This is a genomic window from Alteromonas salexigens (assembly GCF_025628895.1).
In the GTDB taxonomy this organism is placed as follows: Bacteria; Pseudomonadota; Gammaproteobacteria; order Enterobacterales; family Alteromonadaceae; genus Alteromonas; species Alteromonas salexigens.
Map to the genome: position 1 here is coordinate 232,223 of NZ_JAOTJC010000008.1, position 23,829 is coordinate 256,051.

Annotated in this window: 18 protein-coding genes and 4 tRNA genes; 13 read left to right on the forward strand and 9 right to left on the reverse strand. The window is 52.9% G+C overall.

Translation table 11 applies throughout. The features are described from left to right. Positions 1 to 84 precede the first annotated feature (84 nt). Positions 85 to 2,106 carry a methyl-accepting chemotaxis protein gene (locus OCL06_RS10590; RefSeq protein WP_262994321.1) on the forward strand — a complete coding sequence of 674 codons (2,022 nt, stop codon included), beginning with the start codon at positions 85 to 87 and terminating at the stop codon, positions 2,104 to 2,106. Positions 2,107 to 2,150: 44 nt separating this feature from the next. Here the strand turns inward: OCL06_RS10590 and OCL06_RS10595 are convergent, their stop codons facing one another. Beyond that, positions 2,151 to 3,104, reverse strand: a complete 954-nt coding sequence (locus OCL06_RS10595; RefSeq protein ID WP_262994323.1) for a hydrogen peroxide-inducible genes activator — start codon at positions 3,102 to 3,104, stop codon at positions 2,151 to 2,153. A 138-nt stretch (positions 3,105 to 3,242) separates the two neighbouring features. On the opposite strand from OCL06_RS10595, the gene OCL06_RS10600 reads away from it, so the two are divergent. Together OCL06_RS10600 and OCL06_RS10605 are read left to right on the forward strand one after the other, a co-directional pair. After that, positions 3,243 to 3,872: a carbonic anhydrase gene (locus OCL06_RS10600; protein ID WP_262994326.1), complete on the forward strand. Its 630-nt coding sequence runs from the start codon at positions 3,243 to 3,245 to the stop codon at positions 3,870 to 3,872. Between the two features lie 37 nt (positions 3,873 to 3,909). Next, the gene (locus tag OCL06_RS10605; RefSeq protein ID WP_262994329.1) at positions 3,910 to 5,544 is read left to right on the forward strand and encodes a SulP family inorganic anion transporter; all 1,635 of its coding nucleotides are present in this window, start codon (positions 3,910 to 3,912) and stop codon (positions 5,542 to 5,544) included. Positions 5,545 to 5,632: 88 nt separating this feature from the next. Here OCL06_RS10605 and OCL06_RS10610 read toward each other — a convergent pair whose 3' ends face one another. After that, a complete protein-coding gene (locus OCL06_RS10610) occupies positions 5,633 to 7,723 on the reverse strand; it encodes a M13 family metallopeptidase (protein ID WP_262994331.1) in 2,091 nt (696 codons plus the stop codon). Positions 7,724 to 7,729: 6 nt separating this feature from the next. Further along, entirely contained in the window at positions 7,730 to 8,935 is a 1,206-nt protein-coding gene (locus OCL06_RS10615; RefSeq protein ID WP_262994333.1) for a GNAT family N-acetyltransferase, read from the reverse strand. 103 nt (positions 8,936 to 9,038) lie between these two features. Between OCL06_RS10615 and OCL06_RS10620 the strand changes: the two genes are divergently transcribed. The 10 genes from OCL06_RS10620 to OCL06_RS10665 all read left to right on the forward strand — a co-directional run bounded on the left by OCL06_RS10620 (position 9,039) and on the right by OCL06_RS10665 (position 17,234). Then, positions 9,039 to 9,524: a regulatory protein RecX gene (locus OCL06_RS10620; protein WP_262994336.1), complete on the forward strand. Its 486-nt coding sequence runs from the start codon at positions 9,039 to 9,041 to the stop codon at positions 9,522 to 9,524. Positions 9,525 to 9,660: 136 nt separating this feature from the next. Then, positions 9,661 to 12,258, forward strand: coding sequence for an alanine--tRNA ligase (gene alaS / locus OCL06_RS10625; protein ID WP_262994339.1), 2,598 nt, complete (start codon positions 9,661 to 9,663; stop codon positions 12,256 to 12,258). 135 nt (positions 12,259 to 12,393) lie between these two features. After that, positions 12,394 to 12,591 (forward strand): carbon storage regulator CsrA, encoded by a 198-nt coding sequence (csrA, locus tag OCL06_RS10630; RefSeq protein WP_262994342.1) that lies wholly within the window; start codon positions 12,394 to 12,396, stop codon positions 12,589 to 12,591. Positions 12,592 to 12,751: 160 nt separating this feature from the next. Beyond that, a tRNA-Ser gene (locus tag OCL06_RS10635) sits at positions 12,752 to 12,842 on the forward strand. Positions 12,843 to 12,879: 37 nt separating this feature from the next. After that, positions 12,880 to 12,956: transfer RNA gene (locus OCL06_RS10640), tRNA-Arg, on the forward strand. 53 nt (positions 12,957 to 13,009) lie between these two features. After that, a tRNA-Arg gene (locus OCL06_RS10645) sits at positions 13,010 to 13,086 on the forward strand. Positions 13,087 to 13,096: 10 nt separating this feature from the next. Further along, a tRNA-Arg gene (locus tag OCL06_RS10650) sits at positions 13,097 to 13,173 on the forward strand. 821 nt (positions 13,174 to 13,994) lie between these two features. Further along, positions 13,995 to 14,276, forward strand: coding sequence for an OadG family protein (locus OCL06_RS10655; RefSeq protein WP_262994344.1), 282 nt, complete (start codon positions 13,995 to 13,997; stop codon positions 14,274 to 14,276). A gap of 14 nt (positions 14,277 to 14,290) precedes the next feature. After that, positions 14,291 to 16,099, forward strand: coding sequence for a sodium-extruding oxaloacetate decarboxylase subunit alpha (oadA, locus tag OCL06_RS10660; RefSeq protein WP_262994347.1), 1,809 nt, complete (start codon positions 14,291 to 14,293; stop codon positions 16,097 to 16,099). A gap of 4 nt (positions 16,100 to 16,103) precedes the next feature. Beyond that, positions 16,104 to 17,234, forward strand: a complete 1,131-nt coding sequence (locus OCL06_RS10665; RefSeq protein WP_262994350.1) for a sodium ion-translocating decarboxylase subunit beta — start codon at positions 16,104 to 16,106, stop codon at positions 17,232 to 17,234. Here the strand turns inward: OCL06_RS10665 and OCL06_RS10670 are convergent. The 6 genes from OCL06_RS10670 to pspF all read right to left on the reverse strand — a co-directional run bounded on the left by OCL06_RS10670 (position 17,231) and on the right by pspF (position 23,828). Next, a complete protein-coding gene (locus OCL06_RS10670) occupies positions 17,231 to 18,037 on the reverse strand; it encodes an ATP-binding cassette domain-containing protein (protein WP_262994352.1) in 807 nt (268 codons plus the stop codon). The genes OCL06_RS10665 and OCL06_RS10670 overlap by 4 nt on opposite strands. Further along, complete coding sequence (locus tag OCL06_RS10675; protein ID WP_262994355.1) at positions 18,034 to 19,029, reverse strand: peptide ABC transporter ATP-binding protein; 996 nt, start codon at positions 19,027 to 19,029, stop codon at positions 18,034 to 18,036. The genes OCL06_RS10670 and OCL06_RS10675 overlap by 4 nt, the downstream gene beginning before the upstream one ends. 171 nt (positions 19,030 to 19,200) lie before the next feature. Next, a complete protein-coding gene (locus tag OCL06_RS10680; RefSeq protein ID WP_262994357.1) occupies positions 19,201 to 20,094 on the reverse strand; it encodes an ABC transporter permease subunit in 894 nt (297 codons plus the stop codon). Then, positions 20,081 to 21,112 (reverse strand): ABC transporter permease, encoded by a 1,032-nt coding sequence (locus OCL06_RS10685; protein ID WP_262994359.1) that lies wholly within the window; start codon positions 21,110 to 21,112, stop codon positions 20,081 to 20,083. Before OCL06_RS10685 ends, OCL06_RS10680 begins: the two co-directional genes overlap by 14 nt. After that, complete coding sequence (locus tag OCL06_RS10690; RefSeq protein WP_262994361.1) at positions 21,109 to 22,731, reverse strand: ABC transporter substrate-binding protein; 1,623 nt, start codon at positions 22,729 to 22,731, stop codon at positions 21,109 to 21,111. Before OCL06_RS10690 ends, OCL06_RS10685 begins: the two co-directional genes overlap by 4 nt. Positions 22,732 to 22,733: 2 nt before the next feature. Then, entirely contained in the window at positions 22,734 to 23,828 is a 1,095-nt protein-coding gene (pspF, locus tag OCL06_RS10695; protein WP_262994364.1) for a phage shock protein operon transcriptional activator, read from the reverse strand. Position 23,829: the final 1 nt, after the last annotated feature.

The window sequence follows — 23,829 nt, forward strand, 5'->3', positions numbered from 1 at the left end:
AACCAATAGTTACAAAGAAGAGCACGGACATATCTGGATGTCTAAGCTGCCAACAAATAATAATGACAAACAATGAGTGGTTATATGAAATCGATGTCTCTCCAGAAGAAATTTATGCTGATCGTGGGCGGCAGTATTGCCGTGATGCTGTTTATCACCGCCGTCTTTGTAGTTAACTTTATCGCTGATAAGACTGAACAAAATATCAAACAGGAAGTGACCAACCTGGTCAGGCTGGAATCCCAGGCGGTGGAGAGTTTCTTTTCCCACTACGGCGGGGTCGCCAGCACTTTCTTAAGCAGTCCGTATGTGCAGGACTTTTTTGCCCGGCACCAAACCCGTGGTGCGCCCAAACGGTCACTGCCACAAGCTGATACCATGTATCAGTTGTTTCGTAGTATCAGTGAAGACGAACCCAATATTAAGTCAGCATTCTTTGGCTCAGCCAGCACCGGTGAATACTTTTACGAAGAAGGCCGGGTAGGGGTTGAGGCAGAAGGCCCGGATGCCGGAGACCCAGCCAAGGGTTACTTCGCCACCCAGCGACCATGGTTTAATACTGCGGTAAAAAACGGCGAGTTATACGTTACGCCGCCGGCTGTTGACTCTCAGGACGGTACTGTGTCAGCAGTCATTCAGCAGCCTGTTTACCAGGGCGATACGCTGCTTGGCGTGGGCGGAATCGATATTCTGATTAGCACAGTGGGTGACGTGATTGACGGCATTCGTTTCCAGGATCAGGGCACGGCCTTCCTGCTCGACGAAAATCAACGCATTGTGTATTTCCCTAAACAGGAAAAAGACCTGTCACTGAGTTCTCCCATTGCCAGTTTTGATGACACCTTTGCAGACACCGCTGGTTTTGAGGCGCTGGCTGGCGCTATCAGAAGCCAGTCGATGGGGATGGTGCCGGTTACCTGGCGCGGCCAGGACTTTTATGCGGTGTACGAGCATGCCAAGCTGGACTCACCCACCATGGACTGGAGCCTGGGGATCCTTATCCCGGCATCGCTGATTACCGATCCTATCAACGAAGCGATTACCTCGGCCGCAATCCTGTCATTGGTTATCATTCTGATTATTGCCGCGATCACCTATACCGTGGGTGCGCGCATTACCCGGCCTATTCTCAAGATGCGTGACGCAATGGCGGAAATCGCCAGCGGTGATGGCGATCTGACCAAACGGCTGGAAATTACCAGCAATGACGAGGTAGGTGCGCTGGCGGCAGAGTTTAACCGTTTTACCGATACGCTCCGTGACCTGTTGCGACAGACCGCCTCGCATACCGAAGCGGTAGCCGATGCCGCAGCGCACCTGCGGGATGTATCCCACTCTTCCAGCCATGAAATTCAGCAGGAACGCCATCAGGTAGACAGTGTGACCAGTGCCGTTACCGAAATGGCCGCCACCGTGGTAGAAATTTCCAACAATGCCGCGCAGTCGAGTCAGGCTGCTGATGATGCCGATAATCTGGTGGCAACCGGCACCCAGCAGGCCACAGACGCCATGCACGAGATACAGTCACTGGCGAACGCCATTAACGAAGGCGTCGATGTGGTAAGTGGCCTGAGCAAAGAGTCAGACAATATTGGCGCCGTTATCGATGTGATTAACAGCATAGCGGAGCAGACCAACCTGCTGGCCCTTAATGCAGCCATTGAGGCCGCCCGGGCTGGCGAACAGGGGCGTGGTTTCGCCGTGGTAGCAGACGAAGTCCGTTCACTGGCCAGCCGCACTCAGGACTCCACAGACGATATCCGCCGGATGGTAGAACGTCTGCAAAATATGGCAGAACGCACTGACGCTGTAATGCAGGAAGGAAAGCAGCAATCGCAACGGGGAGTAGAAAAAACCGAGCGGGTAGTGACCTCTCTTGAGCAAATCAGCAATGCTATTGGCACCGTTCAGGCGCAGAGTAGCCAGATAGCCCAGGCAACTGAGCAGCAAACGCAGGCAGCAGAAGAGATTAACCAGTCACTGGTGCGCATCTCTGGCTCAGGTGACCGTACCAGCCAGCATGCGGAAGAACTGGCTGCAGAGGCAACTCAGTTGAGTCAGGTGTCGGCCGAACTTCGTGATCTGGTGAATCAGTTCAAGGTGTAAGGCAAAGCAACCACACATAATAAGGCGCTCTGGCGCCTTTTTGATTATTCGCCCAGTGCATCACTGACAGCGACCGCGTCGGATAAGCGGGTCTGAATAATCTCCCGCATGTCTGCCGCCAGTGCGCGAAAGGTCTGACGCCCAGGCGCTGTATTCCGCCAGGCCAGCGAGTGCTGACGGGCAATGGGCATGCCGTCAATTTCACACACATGCAGCGCGTCCGGTTTATGTAATTCTGAGTGAATATACAAGCCGGGCAAAAATGCGACGCCCATGCCCATTACTACCATCTGTCTGAGAGTATCCAGACTGGTGCCTTCGTAATCGCGCTGCAAACTTGCCCCTATACGCATACACACGTCCTGAACCTGATGATGAAAATGGTGACGATCTTCCAGCGTCAGTACTTTTTCGCCTTGTAACTGGTCTGGTGAAACCATTGGAACGCCAGCTAGATGGTGGTCAGATGGGATTACAAATTTCAGTGGCTCGGTAAACAGGGGCTGGACCACCACCTGCGAATTTTTCTCGAATACCGGAGATAGTATCAGGTCATATTCACCGCTGAGCAGGCCGTCGTGCAGTGCATGAGGGGCGCCTTCCCGCACATAAAATTTCAGGTGAGGGTGCTGGGCGTGGAGACCCGGCAGCACGTGGGGCAGCAGGTACGGACCCAGTGTGGGTGGGATCCCCAGCCGGAACGTCGCCCCTTCGCCTTCCGACAAGCCCCGGGAGATTTCAGCAAACCGTTGACCCGCCTGCAAAATATCCTCAGCGGCGTCCAGCAACGCTTTGCCCTGCGGCGACAGTAAGGTTCCCGATCGCGAACGTTCAAACAAAGGCACGCCCACGGCGTTCTCCAGCGCGTTGATTTGTGTGGTCAGAGTGGGCTGACTGATCCCCAACACCGAGGCTGCCCGGCGGTAACTCAATTGCTTAGCCACTGTGACGAAATAGCGGATCTGGTTTAGTGACGGAATCTTGCCTTGGAAATGCATAAGAGAACCCAGGGTAAAACATCTTAAAATATGCTGATAGGTAAAGGTTATCACGACAAGGTATATTATTCTATAAAGCTATCAGGGGACACTCGTCGTTTTCATTTTCATAACAATACGATACTAATGGGAGCAAAAATGAAGCACGTAATTTCAGGTGTTAAAAAGTTCCAACAGGACGTTTACCCAGAAAAGAAGGACATTTTTCAGAAGCTGGCAAAAGGTCAGAGTCCAGAAGTGCTGTTCGTCACCTGCGCGGATTCGCGCATCGATCCTGCTATGATCACGCAGACCGACCCCGGTGATCTGTTTGTATGCCGCAATGCCGGTAACGTCGTTCCACCGCATGGTGCACAGGACGGTGGCATGATCGGCTCAATTGAATTTGGTGTGGCGGCACTGGGTGTGAGCCATATTGTAGTGTGTGGTCACAGCGACTGCGGCGCCATGAAAGGTGCCATTAACCCTGATGCGCTGGATGCACTTCCAAACGTAAAAGAGTGGCTGTGCCACTGCCGAGGTGCTAACGAGGCAGTCAAAGCCCGCCACGGAAAAGACAGCCTGTCGCTGGACAACCTGGATGAAATCACCCAGGAAAACGTGGTTCAACAACTTCAGCACTTGCGTACCCATCCTGCTGTGGCAGCAAAAATCGCTGCCGGCGAAATTCAGTTGCACGGCTGGGTGTATGACATTGAGTCAGGCGATATCCAGTGCTACTCGGATGACTCCGGTACATTTCTACCTCTTGAGGAAGCGTACGCATAATTGCGGGTCGCAACGCACTCATTGAACGGAGTTATACATGAAGTTTGAATTAAGCAACTTGCGTGGCGATATAACCGGTGGTATTACCGCCGGTATCGTGGCGCTGCCGCTCGCACTGGCTCTGGGTGTCGCCTCTGGCGTTGGTCCCATGGCCGGTATGTACGGTGCTATTGCAGTAGGGTTCTTCGCGGCCCTCTTCGGTGGCACCCCGTCGCAAATCTCCGGGCCTACCGGGCCAATGGTGGTGGTACTGGCAGGCTTGTTTGCCAGCTTATCCGGCGACGTCGCGCTTATCTTTACCGCCGTCATGCTGGCGGGTATCTTCCAGATAGTGCTGGGCTTCCTGGGGGTCGGCCAGTACATTCGGCTGGTGCCCTATCCGGTTATTTCCGGGTTTATGTCCGGCATTGGTGCCATCATTATCATTCTGCAAATTGGCCGGCTACTGGGGCATGAGCCTCCGGGTGGAACGATTGGGGCACTGAGCTACATCCCCACGGCCCTGGCCGATATTAACTTCAGTACACTGGCGCTTGGGCTGGGGACACTGGTCATTGCCTATAAGTGGCCACCGTCGCTGGGCAAATATGTGCCGGGCGCGCTCGCCGCACTGATTATTGGCACCCTGGTGAGCCTGTTTTTACCCGTACCTATCCTGGGCGATATTCCTACTGGCCTGCCTAGCCTGCACATGCCTGTTTTTGACCAGAGCAAAGCGCTGTTAATTATTGAAGCGGCATTTATTCTGGCCATCCTGGGGGCAATTGACAGCCTGTTGACCTCGCTGGTAGCCGATAACATGACCCGTACCCGCCACGACAGCAGCCGTGAGCTCATTGGTCAGGGGATTGGTAATACCGTAGCGGGTTTAATCGGTGGTATTGCCGGTGCCGGTGCAACCATGCGTACCGTGGTCAATATCCGCAGCGGTGGTTTATACCGTCTGTCGGGCATGACTCACGCGCTGGTTCTGCTGGCCGTGGTATTGGGCCTGAGCCCGCTGGCGGCGAAAATTCCGCATGCGGTACTGGCGGGTATCCTGGTGAAAGTAGGTTTGGATATTATTGACTGGAGCTACCTGAAGCGCGCACACAAAGGTCCTCGCTGGGACTTTATATTAATGCTTCTGGTGCTGGGTCTGACGGTGTTCGTTGACCTGATCACGGCGGTAGGAGTAGGTGTGGTCTTCGCGTCTCTGGCTTATGTACGTCAGATTGCGCAGCTACAGCTGGTGGAGTTGAACAAGATTCCTGAGTCTTTTGGTAGCGAGGAAGAAAACAGCTATTACAAGAGTATTAAGGAGCATGTATCAATATTCAGCTTTGGTGGGCCGCTAAGCTTCGGGGCCGCAGCCGATTTAGGTCACCATGTGCGTGAAAAAGTGAAGCCGAAGAGTAAATTCCTTATTCTCGACTTTACCCGCGTGCCCAACCTGGATGTCTCGGCAGCCATGGCCGTTGAAACGGTCACGTCAGATGCCACGGCGGCTGGCCGACGCTTGCTATTGTGCGGAACTAATCCCGAAGTAGAGGGTGTGTTGGCAGACTTCTATCAACATCATCCAGACATTCCGGTATTTAAAACCCGCCTGGAAGCGTTTAAGTATGCCGAACAGGAAATTAAAGGTGGTACACCTGGCTCCCAAACCGGCGCGGTAACAGCGGCGACCTGAGTTTGCGAGTAACCGGCAATAAAAAAGACCAGCATTTGCTGGTCTTTTTTTTACTTATGGACGCCGGCCTCATGGCCGGCACCAATCATTACCAGATACGTACACGCTCTTCCGGCGCCAGATACAGCTCATCGTCAGGCTGTACATCGAACGCTTTGTACCAGGCATCATGGTTACGGGGTGCCAGAGCGCGATAACGACCAGGTGCATGGGTGCCGGCACGAAGCTGGTTCAGCATACTCTGTTCGGTACGTTTTTCTTTCCACACCTGAGCCCAGGCCAGGAAGAAGCGTTGATCGCCTGTCAGGCCATCGATAACCGGCGCTTCCTTGCCATTCAGGCTTAACTGGTAGGCTTCATATGCCATGGCCAGCCCGCCAACATCACCAATGTTCTCACCCAGGCTGTTGCGGCCATTCACGAAGTTGCCTTCAATAGGTTCGTACTCATTGTACTGCGCCGCCAGTTTGTCAGCTTTAGCTTCAAAGGCTGCACGGTCTTCGTCAGTCCACCAGTTGCGCTGGATCCCCTGGGCATCCGATTTAGAACCCTGATCATCAAAGCCGTGGCCCATTTCATGACCAATCACGGCACCAATTGCGCCATAGTTCACGGCGGGATCGGCATTCGGATCGAAGAACGGAGGCTGCAGAATCGCCGCCGGGAAGACAATTTCATTAAATGAACTGTTGTAATAGGCGTTCACGCGCTGCGGTGTCATTCCCCAACGTTCACGGTCGGTCGGTTTAAGCTCGCGCTCGACATCCTGCGCCTGGAAGAACTTGCGCAGATTGCGCACGTTTTTCACCAGCTGGTCGTCGGAAATCTCAAGGCCCGAGAAATCCTGCCACTTGTCGGGGTAACCAATTTTAGGGCGGAATGCTGCCAGTTTCGCCCGGGCATTTTCTTTGGTTTTTTCGCTCATCCAGTCCAGGTTGTCTATACGCTTGCCCAGGGCAGTACGCAGGTTTTCAACCAGTTCTGACATTTTTTGTTTAGAGCTTTCCGGGAAGTATTCGTCCACATAAATTTTGCCAATGGCAAAGCCCAACGACTCCGTACCTGACATCTGGCTAATGGCACGCTTCCAGCGTGGGCGAGGCTCCTGCTGGCCATTCAGAGTGCGGCCATAGAAGTCAAAATGTTCCTGATAGACATTCTCTGCCAGCAAGGTGGCGTTATTGCTTACCGTATGGAAGGTCAGGTAGGCTTTCCAGTCACTCAGGTCGCGGTCATTAATGATACTAATCACGTCACGAACCGGCTCAGGCTGGCTGATATTCAGGGCGGGCACTTTCAGGCCAGTTTGTGCAAAGAAAGTGTCCCAGTCAAAGCCCGGGTAGGCATCTGCCAGTTCGTTACGCTCGATTTGGTTCAGTGTCAGGTCGCGGTCACGACGCTTCTCACGGGGCCATTGTACGCGTGCAATGGCGGTTTCCAGTTCAAGAATCGTCTCGGCTTTCTGCGCCGGCTGCTCTTCTTCTGCCAGGGTCAGCATATTTTCGATGTGAGCCAGGTACGCTTTACGGATCTTAACGAAACGTTCGTCATCGCTCAGATAATAGTCGCGATCTGGCAGGCCCAGCCCACCGACGCCGACACTTAGCTGATACTCATTCGGATCCAGGCGGTTATACCATAAGCCGGCCCAGATGGGCGTGCCTGCACCGGTAAGCCAGGCATTACCGAACACTTCTGCCAGGGCCTGACGATTGTCAATGTTGTCGATGGTAGACAGCGTATCAGCGATAGGCGATAAGCCTTTGTTATTGACTGTCTCGGTGTCCATGTAGGCTTTATAGAAATCATGCACCAGCTGCTCTTCGGCATTCAGCTCGTCTTTTTGCATGATGTCATCAATAATGGTTTTGACCTGTTCTTCGCTGCGATCAGCCAGGGCGGTAAAAGCCCCATAACGGGTTTTATCTGCTGGCAGCTCAAAGTTTTCGTACCAGTTGCCACTGGCATACATGAAGAAGTCATCACCTGGGTCTACCGACTCATCCCGGGCCGACAAATCGACACCAAAGGAGCCCAGCTCCGGGGCCTGACTGGCGTTATCAGTCATCGCCGTCTGGCTGTCTCCAGCGGAGGTTTGTTCCTTCGATTGCTCGGGCTGACTGCAACCAGCCGTCCCTAGTGTGGCTGCAATAACCGCAGCAAGAAGTTTAAGTTTCATCGTTAGTTACTCATTGTTGTTATAATTGCCATCGGCTACTAGCTCGATAGGCACAGCGTTAAGCGCATTTTTAAAATCGGCATTAAAAGGTAAAACATCTAGCGCCTGATTGAAATAGTGAAACACCGCAGGCGTTTCACGGTGTAAGTAATCTGCCACGGCATGGTGATATTCTGCAGCGAACAAATGGTGAAAAGAGCGACATAAAACCGGCTCAAACCCCCGTAATATTTTGTGTTCGCCTTGGGTGCCCGGATTAAAGAGGGGAAGTTGATGCTTGATGGCAAACCATATCCCTTCAAAGTAACAGCATACAAAGTGCAACCCGTCTATGTCTTTAAGGCTGCCCCAGTAGCGCCCATACAGACCCGAACTGTCATGGAGGAACAGGGCACTGGCCACTGGCTCACCATGCTGCCTTGCAGTGACGAGCATGAGCGACGAGCGACACTGTCGATACAGTAAATCAAAGAATGTTTTTGTCAGATAGCCAGTATGGCCACTGCGCTTGAGATATGTGCGCTGATAACACTGGTAGAAAAACGCCATGTCTTCGTCGTTGATATCATCACCGGCCAGGGTTGTGAGCTCCACATCCTGCTGCTGAATTTGCGCATAGGCTTTTCTGACCGATTTGCGTTTACGGGAGGTGAGCGCAGCCAGAAAGTCATCATTGTGACGGTACTGATAGTTATGCCACTGGAATTGCACACTGTAACGGGTGGCGAAGTGTTGCGGCAGTACGGATGAAGTCGCAGATGGGGCAAACAGCACATGCGCAGACGAGCAACCCTCGGCGGCAAGTGTGGCCATCGCCTCTTCAATACTTGCCTGTAGTGCCTCAGGCGGGTAGCCGTCAGCGTGCAGTAATCTGGGACCAGTGACCGGGGTAAAAGGCACGGCACTGATCCATTTCGGGTAATAGGCCCTGCCATGCTGGTGATAGGCATCGGCCCAGGCATGATCGAAGACATATTCTCCATAACTATGACTTTTGAGATAACCCGGCATGGCGGCCACCAGCTCAGCCGCCTCATTTTCTATCAGTAAGTGATAAGGCTGCCAGCCGGTCTTACCGCCCACACTGTGACTGTCTTCCAGTGCCCGCAAAAACTGATAGGTCAGAAAGGGCCCACATCCATTACTAAGCCGCTGCCAGTGCTCTTCAGTAACTTCACCAATGTGGTTGATAAAACGAACGCGCAGACCCATTTTAGTTCAGCGGCCTGAGAGTGGTAATTGACTGATATGCCAGGTTCGCTCTATGGTGCGAGCCTAAGACAGGTTTTTCTATTTTCAAAAGCAGGTACTGTGTATGCATGAAGAATTAACCCAGGATGATGAGGCCACTATTGCCGCTACAGACCGAAAAGTCATTATTGAGTCGATTACTCGCATGCTGGCACGACGAGAGCACTCCCGCAACGAGATCCTGCGCAAGCTGGCGCAAAAAGGAATGAGTGAATCGGATGTGACCCCCGTACTGGATGAATTTAGCGAAGCGGGTATTCAAAGTGACAGCCGCTATGCAGAAAGCCGCGCGCGGGCCCTGGCGCTGAAAGGCTCCGGCCCCCGCAAGATCGCCGGGGATCTGGCTCAGCATGGGGTGTGTGAACTGCTGATAGAAGAGGCGATTGCAGCCATAGAAACGGACTGGTTCACGCTGGCCCGGGAAGTCAAAGAAAAGAAGTTCGGGCCTGAACTGGCCGAGGACTATCGGGCCCGAATGAAGCAAATGCAATTTCTACAGTACCGGGGCTTTGCACAAAGCCATATCAATTACGCGGTTTCGGGCGACTAAAAGCTGTTCAACTGCTTAACATGAAGGCGCGTTCCGTGGTATCGTTGCGCCCTTCAGAGGCGCGTGTGTGGGCGCCTGCAGCGCAGGTCTTGGCCCGCGGGTTTCGTTTTATTAGGAATAGGAAGTTAGGATCTCAATGACATTATCTACAGCTGATATTCGCCAAACATTTTTTGATTATTTCAAACGCCACGGTCATCAGACAGTGTCGAGTTCGTCTCTGGTGCCAGCGGATGATCCAACCCTTCTATTTACCAACGCGGGCATGAACCAGTTCAAGAACCTGTTTCTTGGCACAGAGAAGCGTAGCTACACCCGCGCCGTGTCTTCTCAGCGTTGTGTGCGTGCCGGTGGCAAACATAACGATTTAGAAAACGTGGGCTACACCGCCCGCCACCATACGTTTTTCGAAATGCTGGGAAATTTCAGTTTCGGCGACTATTTCAAACAGCAGGCAATTGAATTTGCGTGGAAGTTTCTGACTGAAGAACTGAAACTCCCCAAAGAGAAGCTGTTGGTGACGGTTTATACCGAAGATGACGAAGCCTTTGATATCTGGGAAAACCATATCGGTGTACCCAAGGAAAAAATAATTCGAATCAGCACCTCTGACAACTTCTGGTCGATGGGAGACACCGGCCCCTGCGGACCCTGCTCGGAAATCTTTTACGATCACGGTGAGCACATCTGGGGTGGCCCGCCAGGAACTCCGGAAGAAGATGGCGACCGCTTCATTGAAATCTGGAACCTGGTTTTCATGCAGTATAACAAGCAGGCTGACGGTACTATGGAGCCGCTGCCTAAGCCGTCTATCGATACCGGCATGGGGCTAGAGCGGATTTCCGCTATCCTGCAGGACGTGCACAGCAACTATGAAATTGACCTGTTCCAGAGCCTGATTAAAGCGGCCGCTGAAATTGTGGGCAGCAATGACTTAAAAGACAAATCACTGCGGGTTATCGCCGATCACATCCGCTCATGCAGCTTTCTTATTTGTGATGGGGTGATGCCCAGCAACGAAGGCCGCGGCTATGTGCTGCGCCGGGTTATCCGCCGTGCGGTTCGCCATGGTTATAAGCTGGGCGCCGATGGCATTTTCTTCTATAAACTGGTCGCAGCGCTGGCTAAAGAGATGGGCGACGCCTATCCGGAACTGGTCGATCAGCAGCCGGTAATTGAGAAAGTCTTGCGGGTAGAGGAAGAGCAGTTCAGCAAAACACTGGCCCGGGGCATGGCCATGCTGAACGATACACTGGCGAATCTGGACGGCGATACGGTACCCGGTGAAGTGGTATTCAAACTTTATGATACTTACGGGTTCCCGGTTGATCTGACCAATGACGTTGCCCGTGAGCACCATATGCAAATTGATGAAGCGGGCTTCGAAGAAGCCATGCAGGCACAGCGCGCCCGTGCGCAGCAAGCCAGTCAGTTCGGGGCTGATTACAACGCCCAGTTGAAAGTGGAACATGAAACCGAATTTACCGGCTACACCGACATTGACGGCGAAGCCAATATTGTCGAACTAATTACCGATAATGCATTTACTGACACGCTCACTGACGGCCAGGAAGGTGTGGTTGTTTTAGATAGCACCCCCTTCTACGCAGAAGCTGGCGGGCAGAGTGGCGACAGCGGCGTGTTAAAAGTGGCTGGCGGCGAATTTGTGGTCGCCGATACCCAGAAAATGGGCAATGCGTTTGCGCACCGGGGAATTGCGAGAGGTACCATCCGCAAGGGCGAGCGAGCCGAAGCGATCATCGACAACACAAACCGTGAAGCTATCAAGAAAAATCACAGTGCCACCCATTTGCTGCACGCCGCACTGCGTGAAGTGCTCGGCGATCACGTCACGCAAAAAGGCTCGCTGGTGGAAGCAGAGCGTATGCGTTTTGACTTCTCCCACTTTGAATCTGTTACGCAAACCCAGCTGAATCAGATAGAAGCGCGGGTCAATGAAGAAATTCGGGCCAATCATGCCTTGCAAACGGAACTCATGGACCTGGATCAGGCCAAAGAGTCAGGTGCCATGGCGCTGTTCGGTGAAAAGTACGATGAAAAAGTGCGGGTAGTCACCATGGGGCCGTTCTCAGTAGAGCTGTGCGGTGGCACTCATGTGAACCGCACCGGTGACATTGGCCTGTTCAAGATTACCAGTGAAGGCGGAATAGCTTCAGGCGTACGCCGTATTGAAGCAATTACTGGTGAAGCAGCATTGAGTTATGTGCAAGACCAACAACAGCTGGTGGATCACGTGGCTGGCATGCTTAAAACTGACAGCAGTGGCGTCATTGACCGGGTAACAGCACTGCAGGAACAGGCGCGCAGTCTTGAAAAAGCACTGAGTGCGGCGAAGCAGAAGCTGGCAAGTCAGCAGGGCGCCGACATGCTGGCCAATAAAATCCAGATTAACGGCGTAAATGTGTTGGTGTCTAAGCTTGAAGGCGTTGAAGCAAAGGCGCTGCGGGGCATGATGGACGATATAAAAAACCGAATTGGCGATGGCGTCGTATTATTAGGTGTTGCTAATGAAGGCAAGGTTAATTTAATTGCCGGAGTGACAAAATCGTTAACCTCAAAAGTGAAAGCCGGAGAGCTGGTTAACTTCGTCGCAGCGCAAGTAGGTGGTAAAGGTGGCGGACGTCCTGACATGGCTCAGGCAGGTGGTGATAATCCAGCGCAACTGGAAGCCGCACTGAACTCGGTTAACGCGTGGCTTGAAGATAAGCTATAATCGCAAAATACATTTTATTTTCAGTGAGTTTTTGAAGTGACACAAGAACACGGAATCACTGTACCGTTGCTGGGTCGTGCCAGACAGTGGTTTTTTGTAGGGATATGTTCGTAAATAAGGAACAGGAGCAAACGAATGCTTATTTTGACTCGTCGTGTAGGTGAAACCCTGATGGTTGGTGATGACGTCACCGTAACCGTCTTGGGCGTTAAAGGGAATCAGGTACGAATTGGTGTGAATGCACCGAAAGAAGTATCGGTGCACCGTGAAGAAATTTATATGCGGATCCAGGCTGAAAAGAATGGTCAGCCCGGTAGTCCGGATAAAGAGTAATCAGTAACAGAAAGGCCGGTGTAAACCGGCTTTTTTGTATAAAAACGGTATATTTACTGGTTTTTTGCACAATTCGTTTAAAATCCAGTCATGCAGTAGATTTTCTGGAAAAATGGTTTGACTAAGCGCAGTGGATCCGTAAAATGCACCCCGCAGTCACGGAGAGGTGGGTGAGTGGCTGAAACCAGTTCCCTGCTAAGGAACCATACGCATTACGCGTATCGAGGGTTCGAATCCCTCCCTCTCCGCCATTATTCGTTGATAGTGGCAGTCAACAACAAGTTTTGCGCGTGTGTAGCTCAGCTGGATAGAGTACCTGGCTACGAACCAGGCGGTCGGAGGTTCGAATCCTTCCACACGCGCCACTACTTTTAAAAGTGCCACCTTTTGTAGTAACATACAAAAGTAAACAGTTTACGCGTGTGTAGCTCAGCTGGATAGAGTACCTGGCTACGAACCAGGCGGTCGGAGGTTCGAATCCTTCCACACGCGCCATATNNNTTACGCGTGTGTAGCTCAGCTGGATAGAGTACCTGGCTACGAACCAGGCGGTCGGAGGTTCGAATCCTTCCACACGCGCCATATAGAAAAACCCACCCTTGCGGTGGGTTTTTTTATATGTGTATGGTGGATGAGAACCGGTAAGAGGTTCGACAATGTTGCCGGGAGCAACATTGAACGCGCGAACGCGCGGCCCCGCAGGGGCGAGGGCAGGATGCCCGAGTAATCCTTCCACACGCGCCACATCAAAAGCCCACCTAACCAGGTGGGCTTTTTTCGTTTACAGCGTGTGTCGGATTTCCAGCCCCTCGCAGAGCTCGGGTCGCTCAGCCGGCGCAAGCCAAACTGTTGGCTTGCTGGTATCCGCCTACGCCCTGCCACACGCGCCATATAGAAAAACCCACCTAGCGGTAGTTTTTTTCGTTTACCCCCACAGGCCTTATAGAAAAAGTTCCGGTTCCCCCAGTCGTGAATTATGCCCGGTAACTGGCAATGCCTGTCCCGAGGCTGCCCAACCGTGACTTGCCGCTCTTTGTGCGCACTGCTAAGTCCAGACGCCAAGCTGGGATTGTGCTGGCTTGGGGTCAACTTCATGCTGAGACGCTATTCAGAAGCAATTATCCGTTTTTGAACCAGACTATAGGAAAGCCGGTAAACAGATTACGCCTGAATGCCCCTAGAGTTTTGTTGGTACTCACCTACACTTGATCTGGCGACAAGCTGGAGGTGGTCCCATGCATGAGCGTGCAATGCGAGGATATTTATTATCAATGCATAAAAATGTTAAAAATAAGCTTTTGTCATGATTTTTGTGACTAAATATTCAAAAGTGGCTTGTGTGCATGTTGTTTTTTGGCAGGCGCCATGATACTTATCTACAACACTAAATTGGGAGGAATGGTATGGGAGCCGAGTCAGTCAGTAGTCAGCTAATGGAAGCCGCAACGTTAATGCTTACCGGAATGGTGTTTGTGTTTGCGTTTCTCACTATGCTGATTGGAGCAATTACGCTTATTGCAAAGTTCTGCCAGGCGTTTCCCGGTGAACCAGAGCCGGTTGCTACTCCCAAGTCAAATTCCAAACGCACTGCATCTTCCCCGGACAGCCAGCCACAAGACCGCAATGTTATTGCGGCTATCAGTGCCGCCATCCATATGCACCGCAAGTCTAATCACGACAAATAAGCACAGGAGTGACCATGTCTAAGCCATTGGCAATTACCGAACTGGTATTACGTGATGCACATCAGTCATTGCTCGCCACCCGTATGCGTATTGAAGATATGCTGCCTATTGCAGAAAAACTCGATAAGGCCGGGTTCTGGTCTGTTGAATCATGGGGCGGTGCAACGTTTGACAGTTGTATACGCTATCTGGGCGAAGATCCCTGGGAGCGGATCCGCAAACTTAAAGCAGCGATGCCGAATACGCGCCAGCAAATGCTTCTGCGTGGTCAGAACCTGCTGGGTTACCGTCACTATGCTGATGATGTGGTAACCCGATTTGTAGAACGGGCACACGAGAACGGCGTAGACGTTTTCCGTATATTTGATGCCATGAACGATGTGCGCAACCTGCAAACCGCGGTGAAGGCGGCGGTGGACTGTGGCGCGCATGCCCAGGGCACCATTGCTTATACTGTCAGTCCGGTGCATACACTTTCATTGTGGCTGGATATGGCTAAACAGCTGGAAGACATGGGCGTTGATTCCATTTGTATTAAAGATATGGCGGGCCTGCTGAAACCCTATGAGTGTGAAGAGTTAATTTCTGGACTTAAAGAAACCGTATCGGTGCCCATTGCCATGCAGTGTCATGCGACTACCGGCTTGTCGACGGCGACGTATCAGAAGGCCATTGATGCGGGTATCGACATGCTGGACACCGCCATTTCTTCTATGAGTATGACCTATGGGCATACCGCCACAGAAACTATTGCGGCCATTGTCGAAGGGACAGAGCGGGATACCGGTCTTTCGTTGCCGGAACTGGAAGAAATTGCCAGCTACTTCCGCACGGTGCGTAAAAAGTACGCCCAGTTTGAAGGCAGCCTGAAAGGGGTGGATGCGCGGATCCTGTTGGCGCAGGTGCCCGGCGGCATGCTTACTAACATGGAAAGTCAGCTCAAAGAGCAAAACGCTCAGGACAAATTCGACGAAGTATTAAAAGAAATTCCCCGGGTGCGTGAAGATCTGGGCTTTATACCGCTGGTTACGCCGACATCACAGATCGTAGGCACCCAGGCAGTACTCAATGTGCTGACCGGTGAGCGTTACAAGAGCATTACCAAAGAAACAGCAGGGGTACTAAAAGGGGAGTACGGAGCCACGGCCGCGCCGGTGAACGAATCGTTGCAGGCACGGGTTCTGGATGGCGGCGAGCCGATCACCTGTCGTCCTGCTGATAATATTGAACCTGAAATGGATAAACTGTCTGACGAACTCGACGGACTGGCCAAAGAAAAGACATTGTCGCTGGCAGACAATAAAATTGACGATGTGCTTACCTATGCGCTGTTCCCACAGATTGGTCTGAAGTTTCTTGAAAACCGCGGCAATCCCGATGCGTTCGAACCGGCGCCCGATGCTGAAAGCGCCGCTAGTACCCAACCCGCTGAGCAAAATGTTGCAAAAACAAGTTCTGCGGGCTGCAGCCGTTACGACGTGAGTGTCGACGGTAAGGTATACCAGGTGGAAGTCGGCGAGTCAGGCACCCTTACCAGTGTGACTCCGGCGGCTAATAATCAGCCTCAACAGACCGCTGACAGCGCGCCTGCACCGACGGCCGAAGGCGAGGGTGAACAAATTGACGCACCTTTATCCGGCAATGTGTTTAAGGTATTGGTGAGCGAAGGCGATAGCGTAGCGGATGGCGATGTAGTGATGATCCTGGAAGCGATGAAAATGGAAACCGAAATTCGTAGTGCCCACGCGGGTACCGTTGCCAGCGTGATGGTCAGCGAGGGTGACTCGGTAGCCAGTGGCCAGCCCCTGATCGCATTGAGGTAAACCGATGGAAAAGCTGAGTATTTTGTGGGACAGCACCGCCCTGGCGCATTTTCAGCTAGGGCAGATAGTGATGATGGCAGTAGGGTGTTTGTTGCTTTATCTGGCCATTGTAAAGAAGTTTGAGCCCCTGTTGCTGTTACCCATAGGCTTTGGTGCGCTGCTTACCAACATTCCGCTGGCTGGCTTCTCAGAGGCCGGTGGGCTGCTGCATTACGTATACACGGTAGGCATTGATACCGGCGTGTTCCCGCTGCTCATATTTATGGGGGTAGGGGCAATGACCGACTTTGGTGCTTTAATTGCCAACCCTAAAATGTTATTGCTGGGAGCGGCCGCCCAGTTTGGCATTTTCGCTACCTTGTTTGGCGCGATTGCGCTCAATGCGGTACCGGGGTTTGAATTTTCGCTTCAGGACGCCAGTGCCATTGCCATAATTGGTGGGGCTGACGGGCCAACCGCTATATTCCTGGCTTCACGGCTGGCACCTGACTTACTCGGCGCTATCGCGGTTGCCGCCTATTCTTATATGGCGCTGGTGCCGATTATCCAGCCGCCGATTATGAAGGCGCTGACCACTCCAGAAGAGCGTCAGATAAAAATGGCCCAGTTGCGCCCGGTATCGCGCCGCGAAAAGGTCATATTTCCGTTAGCGGTGTTATTACTTACTATCCTGTTCTTACCCGCTGCCACCCCCCTGGTAGGGATGTTCTGCCTGGGCAACTTAATGCGTGAGTGTGGTGTAGTAGAGCGGCTGAATAAGACGGCACAGAATGAACTGATCAACATCGTGACCATTTTTTTGGGACTTGCGGTGGGGTCAAAATTGTCAGCAGATAAATTCCTGACAGTGGAAACGCTGGGGATTCTGGCATTAGGCGCCGTTGCATTTGGTATTGGTACCGCAACCGGCGTGTTGATGGCCAAGCTGATGAGCCGGCTTACCGGCGGGGCAGTGAATCCGCTCATTGGTGCAGCCGGGGTATCGGCAGTGCCTATGGCCGCCCGGGTCGTGAATAAAGTGGGTTTAGAGGCTAACCCCCATAACTTTCTGCTGATGCATGCTATGGGGCCTAACGTCGCCGGAGTACTGGGCTCTGCGGTGGCTGCCGGTATCCTACTGGCGTTGGTAGGCTAGCGCAGTGTTTGCTGCGGTACCAACGACTGGTAAGCCATAATAAGCTTTTTAGTCAGTTCATGCTGAGGCCATCGGAAGATGGTCTCAGTTTTCCCCGTTTCGACAATCTCACCGTTTTCCATCACCACAATTTTGTCGGCAATATGCCGGACAATGCCCAGGTTGTGGGAAATAAACACGAAGGCCAGCCCCATTTCTTTCTGCAGTTTCAGGATCAGATTCACGGTCTGTGAACGTATGGAGGGATCCAGCGCAGCAAACGGCTCGTCAGCGACCAGCACTTTCGGTTGCAACATGATAGACCGGGCCAGCGCCACCCGTTGCTGCTGACCGTCAGACAGCATGTGCCGGTAATAGTAATAGTGTTCACGCAACAACCCGACCTTGGCAAGGGTCTCTTCGATAATGGCCTTACGTTTGCTCTCTGGCAGTCGCGTGTTAAGCCGCAAGGGTTCGTCGAGAATGCGGCCCACCGGTATAGCCGGGTTCATCGCTTCACTGCTGTGCTGAAATATCATCCGGATATCGTGGGTACGGGACTGAGTTTTGGCCGATGACTTGTAGCGCGCATTGTACTTTTCGTTATTCAGAAAAATCTCGCCTTCGTCTGCCGCCAGCGCCCCAACCAGTAGCTTGGCCAGTAACGACTTCCCGGCGCGGTTTTCGCCGATGATGGCAATGGTTTCGCCGCGCTGTACGTTGAGGTCTATGGGCCCCAGCCTGAACAACTCAGGGCGTTTCAGCCAGCGCTTTTCGTCGCTGTGCCGGAACAGTAAGCCTTTTACCTGCATTACATCTGTCATAACTTCTCCATATGCAGCGGGAAGTGGCAGTTATACGTGTGATCATGGATCCGGCGCTGGACGGGGGTGACCACGCAGTCCCGTTGGGCACGGGGACAGCGGGGACCAAGACGACAGCCAATGGGCATGTGCTGCAAAGGCGGAATAGTGCCTTCAAGGGTGGGTAACGTTGATTTCGGTGGCAAGTTGTTGCGAAAACTCGGCGCACTGTCCAGCAAGGCTTTGGTGTAAGGATGTAATGGTCGCTTGCGAATATGCTTCATCTTGCCTGATTCAACGGTTTGACCGGCGTACAGTACCGTCATGGTGTGGGACATGCTGGCAATGGCCAGCAGATCATGACTGACAAACAAAATGGACAGCGACTTGGTCTGATTGAGGCGCGTAAACAGCTTGAGCACCTGAGTTTTGGTGGTGGTTTCCATTCCTCTGGTTGGGTCGTCTGCTATCAGCAATTTTGGCTGCGAGACCAGCGCCATGGCAATCATAAACTTCTGGCATATATCGGTGGGAACCTGATGTGGATACGCACTTAAATAATGCCGGTGGTGCTTAATGCCCACTTTGTGCACAGCCCCAATAGCAATTTTGCGTCTGTTCTGACCGCGCTGCCAGAACCAGTTTCCCCTGACGAGTTCATCAGGAATACTCTCTTCCAGCTGTTGTCCCAGCGTGGCGGAAGGATCCAACGCTGACACAGGGTTCTGAAACACCACCGCAATATCGCGGCGCATGACCTGGCGACGTTGTTCCGTGGACATACTCAGTAAGCTCTCGCCCCGCCAGCTCAATCGGTCTGCGGTCATACGCCATTGCGGGGGCAGCGCGCCCGAGATGGCAGAAACAATCAGGCTTTTGCCGGATCCTGATTCTCCCACCAGGGCCCGGATTTCACCGCTGCTCACTGTCAGGTTCACTTTATCAAGTGCTTTTACCCGGGTCTGACCGGTATCTATTTCCAGCGTGAGATTTTTGATGTCCAGCAGTGCCATTGGTGAGCTATACCCTTATCGATGTCGGCGGATGGTGCCCCGAGCGGCAAAATGAATTTACCTGTATCAGGCAGTAACGCCTCTTGTAGTGCGCTTACCGAGTCAAGTAACCGCAGTTTGCCCTAGTTTCGGGGAGGCCGCAATTGTGCGCCTCCTGCAGACCATCCGGCATTAACGCACCAGCCGTTTACGTAACGCTGAACGCAAGCCATCACCCACAATATTAATTGCCAGCACCATCACGAAAATCGTCAGCCCGGGCAGTGCCACGTTCCAGGGAGCCAGATAGGCCACGTCCAGCCCATCAGCCAGAATTGCGCCTAATTCGGGCAGCGGAGGTTGCGCCCCCAGGTTCAGAAACCCCAGTGCTGAAATATCAATCACCGCAATAGACAACGCCAGCGTGCCCTGAACTACCAGCATTTCAATCATGTTTGGCAGGATAGAGTTGAAAAACAGCTGGCGGTTTGTGGCGCCATCGAGCCGGGATGCCAGAATATATTCTTTCTTCATTTCCGCACGCACAAAGGAGCGGGTGTGATGAATAAACTGGGGAATAAGCGCAAGGGTAATAGCCCACATGCTGTTAACCAGGCCGGTGCCGACAATAGCCACAATGATAATGGCAATTAATAGCGTGGGAATGGCCATCAGGGCATCAAGCAGGTGGTTAATGACGCTGGAGCGCACCCCCTGCATGACACCAGCCACAGTGCCTATGGTCACCCCTATAAGCATGGCCAGCAGCACCAGCAGGATACTGCTACCCAGCGTGACCCGGCAGCCATAAATTATCCGCGAGAACACATCACGACCCAGCGCGTCGGTACCAAACAGGTGGCTGATGCTGCCATTGACCGTCCAGCTTGGCGGAATAAGCAGCCCGTCAATGTTCTGCGCCAACGGATCGTAAGGCGCCAGAAACGGGGCAAACAGGGAAAACAATAATAACCCGGCAAGCACCACCAGTCCCACCACGGCAATGTGGCTATTACGGAATTCAATCCACGTCCGCTTAAGCGGCGACGGATGGTACTCTTCCTCGTATAAACTAAACTGTGGCACGTTCGTACTTTTCTCTGCTGGGGTCGATTAACCGGTTAAATAAATCCACCAGGATGGTCAGGGTAATTACCAGCGTAGATACCGCCAGCATTCCTACCCGCAGGGCAGGGTAGTCCCGCTGGTAGATAGCCTGGATAAGCCAGTTGCCAATGCCGGGCCAGGAAAACAGGGTCTCAACAATCATCGCGTTGGTGATAAGCGTGGTGATTTGAATAGCCATGAGCGGCAAAATGGGCAGCAGTGCATTACGCACGATGTGCCGGGAGAAAATCTGCCAACGGGATAAGCCCCGGGAACGCGCGGCAGTGATATACGGCCGTCCCAGCACGTCAATGACCGAACGGCGGGTCATGCGTATCATTGCGGCGGTGGTAATAATGGCAATAGCCAGCGTTGGCAGGGCCATATGATGCAAGGCATCCGACAACGCCAGGCCTTTATCAATGTCCTCGGCCAACAAGATATCAAGCAGAATAAATCCGGTGGCATCGGGTATATCAAACAGCAGGCTCACCCGGCCAGACAACGGCGCGATCCCCAGTTCCAGACTGAACACCAGGATAAATAACAATGCCAGCCAGAACACCGGAAACGAGTAGCTGAACAGGCTTACCGAATTGATTGTGTGATCGATGGGGGTGTAACTGCGCATACCTGCGTAATACCCGACCGGTACGCCCACGATCAGGGCGATAAGCATGGCGTAGGTTGCCAGTTCGATAGTTGCCGGCATCGCAATGCCAATTTCTTCACGCAACGGCAGCCCGGAGATAAAGCTGTGCCCCCAGTTACCGCTCAGTAGCTGGCCCAGGTAGTGATAAAACTGCACCACATAAGGCTGATCCAGTTTATATTGGCGTGCTAGCGCTTCACGCTGCATGTCGTTCTGCGGTGTCAGCCCGGTCAGGTTGGTCAGTACATCACCGGGAAACAGATAGGCCAGCGAAAAAGACAGCGCCGCCAACACCAGCAGCGTAAGTACAAACAGGGTTAAGTAGCGGGTAAGTACATTAATCACAGTGCTTTGGTCACCCCGCCGAATCTTACTCCCCCATAGGGGTTTATGAGCATGCCATCCAGTTCATCCCGGTAGGCGCGGTAACGGTACGCGTGCGCCAGCGGCACCAGCGGCAGGCGCTCGTAAAGTAAACGGTTAACCTGCTGGTAGATAGCCTTGCGCCGCACGATATCTTCAGTTTGCAGGGCCTCGTTGAGCAATTCATCATAATCTTCATTGCACCACATGGCCCGGTTAGTACCCGATGGAATGGCGCCGCAGCTAAGCAGCGGGCGATAGAAGTTATCCGGATCGCCATTATCGGCCGACCAGCCTATCAGCACGGAATCGTGCAGTCCTTCACGCAAATGCCGACGAAAGGTGGTCCAGTCGTAGGAGACGATAGTGGCACGAATACCAACATCGGCCAGGTAGCGCTGGATAAGCTCGGCCATTTTAGCTGCGTTAGGGTTATAGGCACGCTCAACCGGCATGGCCCAGATGGTCATGGTAAAGCCCGGCTCTATACCCGCATCATCCAATAACTTACGTGCCAGTACCGGGTTATAGGCAGTGTCGTCGGCATCGCCCTGATAGGCCCAGCTGGCCGCCGGGAGTAAGGTTTTCGCACGGCTGGCACTGCCGAAATACACCGCTTCCAGCAGGGTGTTTTTATCGATAGCAAAGGCCAGGGCCCGACGAACATCGGGGTTATCAAAGGGCGGCCGCTGGGTGTTAAATGCCCAGAAGCCAATATTCAGGCCCGGTTTTTCCGCTAATAACAGATTCTCCCGTTCGCGAATAATGTCCAGCTCGGTCTGAGCAGGAAAAGCGATGGCATCGCACTCACCAGTAATGAGCTTTGCCAGTCGCAGGGAGCTTTTTGGCGTGATGTCATAAATCAGGCGGGCCGCCGAGGGCTGGTTCTGCCAGTGCTCATCGTGGCGCTGATAGCGGATAAAATGATCTTTGCGATAGCTGTTAAACTTGTAAGGCCCGGTGCCAATGGGGTAATGATCAATACGTTCCGGTGTGCCCATATTCTGCAGGTGTTGCGCGTATTCGGCAGACAAAATTATGGAGAAATCTGTGGCCAGGTTAGCCAGAAACGAGCTGTCCCGCCGGTTCAGAATGATTTCGATGCGGTAACCGTTCACCCGGTTCACAGCCGCGATGTTTTCGGCCAGACCTAAACTCTCAAAATAGGGGTAGCGGCCGCCAGAGACACCATGGTAAGGATGGGTAGGCAATCGCCAGCGATTAATGCTGAAAAGTACATCGTCGGCATTAAAGGGCCTGCTGGGCGTAAAGTAATCAGTGGTATGGAAGCTGACGCCTTTACGCAACTGAAACGTATAGGTGAGACCATCGGCGGACACTTTCCAGCTACTGGCCAGACTAGGAACAATGCGGCCACTGTCGGCTGCGAAATCCAGTAACCGGCCATACACCTGATGGGAGGTGGCATCAGCGGTGGTGCCAGACGTGTCCAGCTGGGGGTTAAAATTCACCGGGTTACTTTCCGAGCAATAAATAATGCCAGATTCGTAAAAAGGGTCCTGAGGACGTTCGGAACAGGCAACAACACACAGCGCAGTGGTTAACATCACCACCCAGCGTCTGACTATACCTGGTTGCATGTTCAGGATCCCATTGATTCTGCAGAAGACTCTAACAGGTTATATTTCTTTAGGTAGCCTCGCAACTGATGATAGGTCAGACAGAGCTTTTCAGCGGTTTTTTTCTGGTTGTACTGACTGTCTTTCAGCGCTTGCTTGAGGATATCTATTTCAAACTCCTGAGACCTTTCTTTTAAATCCAGCGGATAGCTTAACGGGGCGGGTGCGGGCGCAATCACCGGCTCATTTGCCGGCGGCGTATCGGTGGCCGGCGTGATAGTGCTGGTGCTGGGCGCGGTAATCCGGTCCTGGGTCTTGATGCGGCCGGTAGGGCGGTACGGTGACTCAAACGGGTCGAGCAAAATCTCGTGTACCGGTAGGTGCGGGTTATTCGTACGGTACACCGCCCGTTCCACGACATTCTTTAATTCGCGGATATTGCCTGGCCAGTCATATTCCATCAACGTGCGCTTAGCGCGTTCGGTAAAGCCGCTGAACAGCTCCATTTCCAGCTCCCGGGCCATATTAATAGCAAAGTGCTCCGCCATCAGCATGATGTCTTCCCGGCGTTCCCGTAACGGCGGGATGGTAATGACGTCAAACGCCAGTCTGTCCAGCAAGTCGGCCCTGAACTCCCCGGCATCGGCCAGCGCGGGTAAATCTTCGTTGGTGGCAGCAATCAGGCGAACGTCGACTTTCAGGGATTTATTACCCCCCACACGTTCAAATTCACCGTACTCAATCACCCGCAACAACTTCTCCTGAATAAGCCCGGAGGTATTCGCCAGCTCGTCAAGAAACAAGGTACCGTTGTGTGCCACTTCGAAGCGGCCTTCCCGGCGCTTCGCGGCTCCAGTGAACGCTCCGGCTTCGTAACCGAACAATTCACTTTCTAGCAGACTCTCGTTCAGGGCGGCGCAATTCAGCTTCAGGTAATTCTGATCCCAGCGCTTAGACAGGTAATGCAGACGGGCAGCAATCAACTCCTTACCCGTGCCCCGTTCTCCGATAACCAGCACGGGCTTATCCAGCGGCGCAATTTGTGAAATTTGCTCCAGCACTTCCAGAAAGCTGTTGGCTTGCCCCAGCAAGTTATCCTGTTGGCGATAGCGACTCATT